This window comes from Mesobacillus sp., assembly GCF_047739415.1.
Classification (GTDB): Bacteria; Bacillota; Bacilli; order Bacillales; family Cytobacillaceae; genus Mesobacillus.
Map to the genome: position 1 here is coordinate 1 of NZ_JBIQOE010000199.1, position 10,130 is coordinate 10,130.

A 10,130-nucleotide genomic window follows, 5' to 3' on the forward strand; every position below is an offset into this window, starting at 1 on the left:
GGGCCGACCGGTGAAGTCGTTCTTTGACTTCATTGTGCGGACCGAAGCGTCTCGAGGGGCTAGGCGCTGGAGCTGGATTAAGAAAACTTCATGAAGTTATCCACAACTCAAAAATTTTATAGTTTCCTTAACTACAAGAAAAGCGCAAGCGCCTTGGTCAGCCCCGACAAGCGTTGGAGGGCCTGACAGTGAAGTCGTTCTTTGACTTCATTGGCAGGACCGAAACGTCTCGAGGGGCTAGGCGCTGGAGCTAGACAAATAAAAAATAAAAGAGGTTAATTAATGAGCCAAAGAAGTTTTGATGATTATAATTTAAGCGATGAAATTAAAAGAGCACTTAGTGTGCTGAAATATGAAAGTCCCACAGAGGTTCAGACAGAAGTAATTCCATTGGCGTTGCAGGATCAGGATCTTGTTGTTAAATCCCAGACAGGAAGCGGAAAGACGGCGTCATTCGGAATTCCGATTTGCGATATGGTTGATTGGGAGGAAAAGAATCCACAAGCGTTGATTCTCACTCCGACCAGGGAGCTGGCTGTACAGGTTCGTGAAGATATCACGAATATCGGTCGCTTCAAAAGGATCAAGGCTATGGCCGTTTATGGCAAGGAGCCTTTCTCGAAGCAGAAAGAGGAATTGAAGCAAAAAACTCATGTTGTCGTCGGTACACCTGGACGCGTCATTGATCATATTGAAAGAGGAACGCTGGTTTTGGACCAAATAAAATATCTAATCATCGATGAAGCTGATGAAATGCTTAACATGGGATTTATTGATGCTGTTGAATCCATTATAGAAGAACTTCCTCCAAATCGGATTACTATGGTGTTTTCTGCGACATTGCCCAAGGATGTTGAAAATCTCTGCCATAAATATATGAAGGATCCTGTTAACATCGAAATCGCTTCTACCGGTATTACGACAAATACGATTGACCATATGTTGATCGAAGTGAAAGAAGAGGACAAGATCTCCCTTCTAAAGGATATTACGGTTGTTGAAAACCCAGACAGCTGTATCATTTTTTGCAGGACGAAGGAAAATGTCGATACCGTGTTTGCCAAGCTTGAAGAAGCAAACTATTCTTGTGAAAGACTTCATGGCGGGCTGGAACAAGAAGACCGCTTTGCAGTGATGGATGGCTTCAAGATGGGGAATTTCCGTTATCTAGTGGCCACCGATGTCGCTGCAAGGGGGATTGACGTCGATAACGTTTCGCTAGTCATAAACTATGACGTTCCAATGGAAAAGGAGAGTTATGTGCACCGGACAGGCCGAACTGGGCGCGCCGGAAACAAAGGAAAAGCGATCACACTTGCTACACCTTATGAAGGAAAATTCATCAGGGCAATCGAACGCTACATTGGCTTTGAGATTCCTGTGACAGAAGCTCCGAGCAAGCAGGACGTTGCAAGAAACCAGGCTGCTTTCGACGAAAAAATCAGCGGCCGCCGTGTCGTGAAAAACAACAAAACAGCCCGCATCAACCAGGATATCATGAAACTTCATTTTAGCGGCGGCAAAAAGAAGAAGCTTCGCGCCGTCGACTTCGTGGGTACAATCGCGAAAATCCCTGGAGTATCAGCAAACGATATCGGCATCATCACGATCCACGATACAATGTCCTATGTCGATATCCTGAACGGAAAAGGCTCGCTTGTCATTCAGGCAATGGAGAATGCAACGATCAAGGGAAAGAAACTTAGAGTCAGCAAGGCGATCAAATAGAACAAAAAGCGCAAGCGCTGTAGCTGGATTAAGAATACTACATGTAGTAATCCACAACTAAATTTATATCTACACAAGAAGAAAGGACGATTATGACACGCATAATCGTCCTTAATTTTTTTATTTTATACATACAATGATCTCGCGTTCGAAGGTCCCTTTCCTCACGACACAACGATCAGCAATTTCAAAGCCGGCATTTCCGATGATAGAGTCGATTGGTTCAATCGTGACGATGACTACTTTATCAGCGAATTCGTATGTGTTTTGAAGCATCTCTAGCTGCTCTTCGGGTGTGATTACCGAGCACAGATTGTACGGCATATCAATGATCGCTACGTCATAGCTCCCAGTGACTTTGCGGATGTCCTTAAACGTTACGTCCGTTTCATAGCCAAAATGCGCGATGTTCTCCCTTGTTCCAGGCAGTATGAGCGGATTGATATCACTGGCAACGATGTCGATCCCCATCGACAATGCTTCGACCACTACTGTTCCAATTCCGCAGCATGGGTCGATCGCTTTAACTCCAGATGGATCAGGAACGGCAATATTGGCTACGGCTCTTGCGACACGGGTGCTTAATGAGGTTGAGTAGCTATGCGGTTTTTGCTGGTGGTTCAGCCAGACCGCTTCACTGCTGTGGTATTCACCAAATACCCAACGCTCGTTTACCTTCATGATCCCAAACAGCATATCTGGATTTACGAGCTCCGGCTCTCCGGGAATATGCAGACCCACTTCCCGTTCGAATCGGCGCCTTTCTTTAAAAGCTACCTTGGCAGGACCTGCCACTTTTACATACATCACTTTAAAAGTAGAGCCAGTCAATTCTATCTTCTTCACTTGCTCAATTAGGTCCTCAATTTGCTCACCTTCAAGGATGACATCCATTCGTCCCCTTATAAACGGACTGCGGCTTGGATCAATTTTCAAAGTGCTCTCCAGGACGCTGGATTCTGTATCCTCCCCAAAAAACGAGCGCATTTCCAGTGCGCACAACTCTTTTTCTTCATCTGGAAAAGCGTAATTATATATAAAAGACTTGGGCTCAAAGTTAGTGAATTCCAATCAGTTTCAAATCCTTCCGCTGTAAGAAAAGCGCAAGCGCCTTGCTCAGCCCCGACAAGCGTTGGAGGGCTGACAATTGAAGTCTTTCTTTGACTTCAATGGGCGGACCGAACTCGAAATGTATAGCCGACTGTCCAGAAACGCAGAAACTGGAGACTCCGACAAAGAAGCGCTTTTTGCTTCTGCCGGCGGAGTTGAAGTTTCGGAGTTTCTAGGAGGCGACACTAGACAAACGTCTCGAGGGGCTAGGCGCTGGAGCTAGACACTAATCTAAGTGTTAAAAATTTCTCATTCCATATCATATAACTTGCCTTGTGGAAATCGAAATAAAAATGACTTACCCCTTGGGCAAGTCAAGCGCTTGGTATGCGAGCTGATACTTTCCGCCCTCAGCTACTTCAGAATGATACAAAGCCTTAAGGGCAAAGTTCTTCTCCAATTCATGTTCTTTCATCAAACTGGATAAGCGCGTTTGCAGTTCTGGATGATCCTTAATCAATTGTTTCATTTGAGATTTTACAAACTTCATCAATTTATACCTTTACCCTTCGAAATCTAATAGTCCCGCTAAGTATAGCATGAACAAGTCTATAGTCGTTCATAACTTTTTCTTAATCAATCCGGTTCTACATGAACATGGACGTCATATATATCGTATTCTTCCATGAGCTTATCTTCGACCCTCGTCGAGATATCATGAGCGGTGCTGATGTCGAGGGTAGGTTTCACTGTGATGACGCAGTCAACGACAATATTGTTTCCGTAGCTGCGTGCCTTTAAATCCTTAATTCCTTTGACACCAGGAATATTACAGATGGTTTCGTTATATTCTTTAATTAGGTCTACATCAAAGCCGTCTGTCAGCTGGTGGGATGCTTCACGGAAGATGTCCCAGCCCGTTTTTAATATTAATGCGCCAACAATGAATGCGGTCACGGGGTCGAGCCAAGGCAAACCAAACTGGGAGCCAATGATGCCGACGGCTGTTCCGATACTCACCCATGCATCGGACAGGTTATCTTTAGCCGCGGCCATGACCGAATGGCTTTTTATTTTGAGTGCGAGGCTACGGTTATAGCGATACACGAAATACATAATCAATGCAGACAATATTCCTGTCCAGGCAGCAATAAGATCTGGTGCTTCTGCAGTTCCTTCTAAAAATGATGTGAAGGCGCTGGTTAACACCTGGAAACCGACAAGGATTATGATGAAAGATGCGACCATCGATGCGACCATTTCCGATTTCCAATGGCCATAAAGATGGTCTTCATCCGCAGGTTTTTGTGACAGCCTCAACCCGATCAGGACGGACAGCGAGGCAAGAATATCGGTCGTATTATTCAAACCATCAGCCTTCAATGCTTCGGAATCGCTGATATAACCTACAGAAAGTTTCAATACAGAAAGAAGTATATAAGCGAGGATGCTTATAATTGCACCGCGTTCACCTAGTTTTAAATTTGAATAACGTTGTTCATTCATGGGACTGGCCTCCATTCAACTGCTAGAACATTTTAACAATCAAGGAGCGAGTGAGTCTATAGCAACCTTTTTATCCTTGCCCATTTAATTGACAGAGAAGCAAAAAAGTTTCCTCAGGCAAAAAGAAAAGCGCAAGCGCCTTGGTCAGCCCCGACAAGCGCTGGAGGGCCGACCGGTAAAGTCGTTCTTTGACTTCATCGGGCGGACCGAAATCGAAATGTATAGCCGACTGTACAGAAACACAGAAACTGGAGACTCCGACAAAGAAGCGCTTTTTGCTTCTGCCGGCGGAGTTGAAGTTTCGGAGTTTCTAGGAGGCGACACTAGACATGCGACTCGAGCTGCTCAAAGCTAACGCTTATCGCAAGATACTCGAAGAAGCGTTCTCAGGGATGAAAACTGGCTAGGCGCTGAAGCTAGACACTAATCAAAGTGAAATGCCTTCTTAACAAGAAGAAATAGAAGTAATTACCAGAAACCTTTCAGTGGTTAAATTCGTACTAATAAATATCGGAAAATTACGCGATTAACGGCACGGCTACAAATCTATTTTCACTTGTGGTAAAATGTAAGCTTCAATAGAATCCTAGGAGGGATTGCATGGGGACAAAAAAGAAAATGTCCGTAAGTTTCGTTTTGATTGCCATTGTACTATTATGGCTTAAAACCTACACCGTTTATAAATTTAATTTTGATATAGATATTGAAAATAAAATGCAGGAATTCATTCTGTTCATCAATCCTTTAAGCTTCCTTATGTTTGTCCTGGGCCTCGGGATTTTCATGGCAGGAAGAAAGCAAAAAGTTTTCGTTGTTGTGACGAGCTTCATCACATCCTTTATTCTTTACGCAAATGTTGTTTACTATAAGGAATTCAGTGATTTCATCACAATTCCACTGTTGACACAGACAAGCAATATGGGCGATTTAAAGAGCAGCGTCGGGGAATTGATTGGCTGGACTGATATCATTTATTTTGCCGATGCCTTGTTTATTCTAGCCCTGGCTTTTGTAAAAACACCTAAAATTTCTTTTAAAAAGTACAAAAGCGTATATGCAACAGCGTTTTACTTCAGCGCGATCGGTCTTGCATTTTTCAATCTTGGGCTTTCTGAGTCCGAGCGTCCTGAATTGTTGACTCGTACGTTTGACAGGGAAATCCTTGTTAAGAATATCGGTACGTACAATCATCATATCTACGATGCGTACCTGCAAACCAAAACCTCTGCACAAAGAGCCTTGGCAGATGGAAACCAGCTGACTGAAATAGAGAACTATACTCGCGCTCAATATAAAGAACCATCTAAAGAAATGTTCGGTGCCGCAAAGGGCAAGAACCTTATTGTCATTTCAGTGGAATCCACACAGAATTTTGTCATCGGACAGAAGGTGAATGGACAGGAAATTACGCCATTCTTGAATGAGTTCATTAAAGACAGCTATTACTTTAATAACTTTTACCATCAGACTGCACAGGGTAAAACGTCTGATTCTGAATTCTTATTTGAAAACTCTTTATATCCGCTTGGACGCGGAGCGGTATTCTTCACCAACTCTGGAAATGAGTACATGTCACTTACTGAAAGGCTGAAGGAAAACTCTTATTATACTGCGAAGCTTCATGCGAATAACAAGAGCTTCTGGAATCGTGATGTAATGTACAATAACTTCGGCTATGACCGTTTCTACTCATTGCCGGATTATGAAGTGAACGAAGAAAATTCCGTTGGCTGGGGCATGAAGGACATGGATTTCTTCGACCAGTCAGTTGAACAATTAAAAGCAATGCCAAAGCCATTCTTCGCGAAATTCATTACGCTGACAAACCACTTCCCGTTTGAACTGGATGAAGAAGACAAATTTATCGATGAATTTGATTCAAACAGCGGCACATTGAACCGCTACTTCCCAACCGTCCGCTATACGGATGAAGCCTTGAAGCTTTTCATCGAAGATTTGAAGGCGGAAGGTCTTTACGAGGATTCAATCATCGTGATCTACGGTGACCACTATGGAATTTCCGAAAACCATAACAAAGCAATGGAGCAATACCTTGGCAAGGAAGTCACGCCGTTTGTGTCAACACAGTTGCAGCGTGTGCCAATGATTATCCACATCCCGGGTCACGAAGGCAAGACCATTTCGACTGTAACTGGTCAAATCGACCTGCGTCCTACATTGCTGAATCTCGCGGGGATTGATACAAAACAGGATATTCAGTTTGGATCAGACATGTTCTCTGAAGAGCAGGATAACTTTGTTGCTCTAAGAGACGGCAGCTTCATTACCGAAGATGTAGTCTATACAAAAGGTGTCTGCTACGACAAGGCCACAGGAGAACCGACAGACGGTGCAAGCTGTGAACCTTATGTCGAGCATGCCAAGAACGAACTGAGCTACTCAGACCAGATTATTTACGGCGACTTGCTTCGCTTTTATGGAAAAAATGAAGAATAAATAATTGAGAACCCCACTGATTTGAGTCAGTGGGGTTTTTGTGTGAATTTGATATTTTAAGATGGATAACTTCAGACAAGATTAGGATGGATGGCTTTGTATTGGGATGACTTCGGATAAAATCTAGAGAAAGCTTACGCGTTTTGTCCGAACCCGGTATCACTTCAGACAAATTCCAGGGAAGGTGGCTTTGTTTTGTCCGAACCCGGCATCACTTCACTCAATCCAGACAAACTCTCGCATTTTTACTAGCATATGTACGTAAAAAAACGCCCCATAAAGGAGCGTTCTCGAATTATACTTCCATAATAATCGGCAAGATCATTGGCCTTCTGCCAGTCTGGCTGTACAGGAACGGGTTGACTACGTCGATGACTGCCTTCTTGAGGCTCGACCAGTCCTTCGTGCCGCCCGCCAGTTCTGTAACAATTTTATCCTTAATCAGTTCTTCCACATTTTTCATTAAGTCGCCAGACTCCCTAACGTAAACGAATCCCCTTGTCACGACTGTCGGCTTGTTGACAAGCTGCTTCTTTTCGCGATCGATCATCATAGTGACGATCACAAGTCCGTCCTGGGACAGGACTCTTCTGTCTTTTAACACGATATGTCCAATATCGCCGATCCCGCTGCCATCGACATATACTGGCTGTGCTGGTACTTTCCCTGCAACCTGCCCGCCATCAGCAGATAGTTCCAGGACATCTCCATTATCTAAAATAAAGCAGTTTTCACGCGGGATTCCGCATTGCTCCGCCAACTTTACGTGCATGTCAAGCATGCGGTATTCACCGTGAATCGGAATGAAGAATTTTGGATTCAGCAGCTTGATCATCAGCTTCTGTTCTTCCTGCTTCCCATGACCGGAAGTATGAACTTCACTGATTTTATGATGAATGATTTCTGCACCAATACGGTGCAGCTTATCAATCACGCGATTCACGCTAATCGTGTTGCCCGGGATCGGCGAGGACGAAAATACAATTGTATCTCCTGGAATAACGGAGATTTGCCTGTGCGTGCCATTTGCAATTCTTGCAAGTGCCGCCATCGGTTCTCCCTGGCTTCCCGTACAGATGATTGTCAGCATATCGCTAGGAACTTTTCCAATTTCATTGACGCTGACGAATGCTTCATCTGGTGCGGTAATATAACCGAGTCTTCTCCCGATTTCTATAGTCTTCTCCATACTCCGCCCAACAATCGCCATTTTACGATTATGCTTAAGTGAGGACTTCACCACCTGCTGGATTCTGTCAATATTAGAAGCAAACGTCGCGAAAATGACACGTCCTTTCACTGTCTGGAAAATGTCCTCAATTGCTTCTCCGACACGTTTTTCAGATACAGAGAAACCCGGCTGCTCACTGTTTGTGCTGTCAGATAACAGGCACAGCACCCCTTCACTGCTGATTTCAGCGATTTTCTGAAAATCAGTACCCCTTCCAACCGGAGTTAAATCAAATTTGAAGTCACCAGTATGGACAATATTCCCCTCCGGAGTCGTCACCACGACACCGAATGAGTCGGCGATACTGTGCGTTGTCCGGAAAAAACGAACCTTGATATTCTGGAATTCAACGACCGTATCATTGTCGATCTGGTGGAACTTGACACCTTTGATTTTGTGTTCCTGAAGTTTTGACTTAATTAACTCAACCGCAAAATCACCGCCGTAAATCGGCGCTTTTACATCCTGCAGCAAAAATGGCAGTCCGCCGATGTGGTCTTCATGGCCGTGAGTCACAAAAATCCCGACTAGCTTGTCCTGATTTTGTTTTAAATAAGTATAATCCGCGAGCACATAGTCAATTCCAAACAACTCGTTATCCGGAAACTTGATTCCGCAGTCCACTAACACCATTTCATTTTTGTATTCGATTACATACGTATTTTTTCCGATCTCACCAAGACCGCCCAAGGCGAATATCTTAAGATCCTTTTTCAATTTCGTGTCCATAGTTCAACTCCTGTTTCTTTGTGCAAATGTATTTATTAATTCCCATGGGAATCATAGTCTAAAAAGAATAGTGAAGAAATTGGTTGGAGAAAATAGGGGTTTGAAGTTCTTAAAATATACCATAAAATAAGCGTTTCAACAAATATTGCTATCCCTTTTAGTATTGAGACGAGTATTTAAGGGAGAAAGTTGCTGATACGGATTAATTTTCCAGCCTGAGGATTCTGATTGTTTTTTGGGGTAATACAACTGTTCTGCTTTTACCGTTTTTGATCCTTTCACTTCATTTCGGGTAATGCAGCGGCTCTGCTTTTACCGTTTTTCCTCCTTTCACTCCTTTTCGGGTAATGCAGTTGCTTGCTCTAACGAGTTTTCTTTAGAATCTCACCTACACTCACTGCCTCCAAAAACATCAAAAACACCGCCATCATATCAAATGATTGCGGTGCCCGTGGTCCTTACAATATTTCCTTGAACGTCTTTGCCTGCTGGTCCAGTTCGTGAGCGGCACTTCCGATTTCTTTGAAGGCGGCGACCGCTTGTTCATTGAGTGTCTGGTTTTTGGTGATGCCATTTTGCGAGCGCTGGGTGGCTTCGTTGATTTTGGTGATTTCGCCTGCTATTCCTTCGATGTGTTCATTGACTTCCTGGATGGAATCCTGGACACGTGTGGCGAGCTTCCTGACTTCTCCGGCTACGACATTAAAACCTCTTCCATGTTCTCCGGCTCTTGCCGCTTCGATGGCCGCATTCAATGCAAGCAGGTTGGTTTGTGCGGCAATTTCGCGAATGGTCTGCACAATGCTGCCGATCGATTTGGCCTGTGATTTGAGCGATTCGAGAATTTCGAGATTTTCTTTTGACTCTTCGACAAGCTTGCTGGCGGCTGTTGCTGCTTCTTCACTTCTCGCAATGCCCAGTTCAGCCCGGCTGCTCAGCTCTTCAGACATCTGCTGAAGCTGCTCCGCTACTCTTGACGTATTCATCTCACGCTCGGAAATATCCGTTGCTACCTTCACCACGCCAGCGACTTTACCAGCGGAATCATACACCGGACTATAAGTCGCTTCAAGCCAGAGCAGCTTACCTCTTTTGGTGACACGCTGGATTTTTTCCTGAAAGCTTTTTCCGCTGCGCAGGTTTCTCCATAATTCCGTGTATGCTCTGCTGCCTGCAAATTCAATTGTGCAAAATTGTTTATGCATTAAACCTGGCATTTCTTCGACTCGGTATCCCATCGTCCTGGCAAAGTTCTCATTCGCCCAGAGCACTGTTCCATTAGGATCAAACTCGATCATCGCCAGTGATTTCTCGATTGCTGCCAATACTGCTTCTTCCTGAAATACCTGTGTACTTTTTAGCTCCGTACTAGTAAGCATATTTTCATCCTCTTTGTCATTTGATAGTCTAATTACTATTACTATCGTAC

9 protein-coding genes are annotated in these 10,130 nt (G+C 44.1%); 4 read left to right on the forward strand and 5 right to left on the reverse strand.

Going from position 1 to position 10,130, the window contains the following annotated elements:
• The first annotated feature begins 282 nt into the window (after nucleotides 1–282).
• Entirely contained in the window at nucleotides 283–1,728 is a 1,446-nt protein-coding gene (locus ACH0QE_RS15800; RefSeq protein ID WP_415801538.1) for a DEAD/DEAH box helicase, read from the forward strand.
• Between the two features lie 120 nt (nucleotides 1,729–1,848).
• Here ACH0QE_RS15800 and ACH0QE_RS15805 read toward each other — a convergent pair whose 3' ends face one another.
• Nucleotides 1,849–2,799: a TRM11 family SAM-dependent methyltransferase gene (locus ACH0QE_RS15805; RefSeq protein WP_415801539.1), complete on the reverse strand. Its 951-nt coding sequence runs from the start codon at nucleotides 2,797–2,799 to the stop codon at nucleotides 1,849–1,851.
• Nucleotides 2,800–2,875: 76 nt separating this feature from the next.
• Here ACH0QE_RS15805 and ACH0QE_RS15810 point away from each other — a divergent pair, with 76 nt between their 5' ends.
• Complete coding sequence (locus ACH0QE_RS15810; protein ID WP_415801540.1) at nucleotides 2,876–3,061, forward strand: hypothetical protein; 186 nt, start codon at nucleotides 2,876–2,878, stop codon at nucleotides 3,059–3,061.
• 75 nt (nucleotides 3,062–3,136) lie between these two features.
• On the opposite strand, the gene ACH0QE_RS15815 is transcribed toward ACH0QE_RS15810, so the two are convergent.
• Both ACH0QE_RS15815 and ACH0QE_RS15820 read right to left on the reverse strand, forming a co-directional pair.
• A complete protein-coding gene (locus ACH0QE_RS15815) occupies nucleotides 3,137–3,328 on the reverse strand; it encodes a hypothetical protein (RefSeq protein ID WP_415801541.1) in 192 nt (63 codons plus the stop codon).
• 86 nt (nucleotides 3,329–3,414) lie between these two features.
• Nucleotides 3,415–4,284, reverse strand: a complete 870-nt coding sequence (locus ACH0QE_RS15820; protein ID WP_415801542.1) for a cation diffusion facilitator family transporter — start codon at nucleotides 4,282–4,284, stop codon at nucleotides 3,415–3,417.
• Nucleotides 4,285–4,372: 88 nt separating this feature from the next.
• On the opposite strand from ACH0QE_RS15820, the gene ACH0QE_RS15825 reads away from it, so the two are divergent.
• Nucleotides 4,373–4,639 carry a hypothetical protein gene (locus ACH0QE_RS15825; protein ID WP_415801543.1) on the forward strand — a complete coding sequence of 89 codons (267 nt, stop codon included), beginning with the start codon at nucleotides 4,373–4,375 and terminating at the stop codon, nucleotides 4,637–4,639.
• Nucleotides 4,640–4,884: 245 nt separating this feature from the next.
• Entirely contained in the window at nucleotides 4,885–6,741 is a 1,857-nt protein-coding gene (locus tag ACH0QE_RS15830; protein WP_415801544.1) for an LTA synthase family protein, read from the forward strand.
• Between the two features lie 295 nt (nucleotides 6,742–7,036).
• Here the strand turns inward: ACH0QE_RS15830 and rnjA are convergent, their stop codons facing one another.
• Both rnjA and ACH0QE_RS15840 read right to left on the reverse strand, forming a co-directional pair.
• Nucleotides 7,037–8,701 (reverse strand): ribonuclease J1, encoded by a 1,665-nt coding sequence (rnjA, locus tag ACH0QE_RS15835; RefSeq protein ID WP_415801545.1) that lies wholly within the window; start codon nucleotides 8,699–8,701, stop codon nucleotides 7,037–7,039.
• A 458-nt stretch (nucleotides 8,702–9,159) separates the two neighbouring features.
• Nucleotides 9,160–10,080 (reverse strand): methyl-accepting chemotaxis protein, encoded by a 921-nt coding sequence (locus ACH0QE_RS15840; protein WP_415801546.1) that lies wholly within the window; start codon nucleotides 10,078–10,080, stop codon nucleotides 9,160–9,162.
• Nucleotides 10,081–10,130 lie beyond the last annotated feature (50 nt).

Coding starts and splice junctions, on each gene's coding strand:
- ACH0QE_RS15800 (WP_415801538.1), top strand. CDS start 283: ATGAGCCAAAGAAGTTTTGATGATTATAATTTAAGCGATGAAATTAAA.
- ACH0QE_RS15815 (WP_415801541.1), bottom strand. CDS start 3,328: ATGAAGTTTGTAAAATCTCAAATGAAACAATTGATTAAGGATCATCCA.
- ACH0QE_RS15820 (WP_415801542.1), bottom strand. CDS start 4,284: ATGAATGAACAACGTTATTCAAATTTAAAACTAGGTGAACGCGGTGCA.
- ACH0QE_RS15830 (WP_415801544.1), top strand. CDS start 4,885: ATGGGGACAAAAAAGAAAATGTCCGTAAGTTTCGTTTTGATTGCCATT.
- rnjA (WP_415801545.1), bottom strand. CDS start 8,701: ATGGACACGAAATTGAAAAAGGATCTTAAGATATTCGCCTTGGGCGGT.
- ACH0QE_RS15840 (WP_415801546.1), bottom strand. CDS start 10,080: ATGCTTACTAGTACGGAGCTAAAAAGTACACAGGTATTTCAGGAAGAA.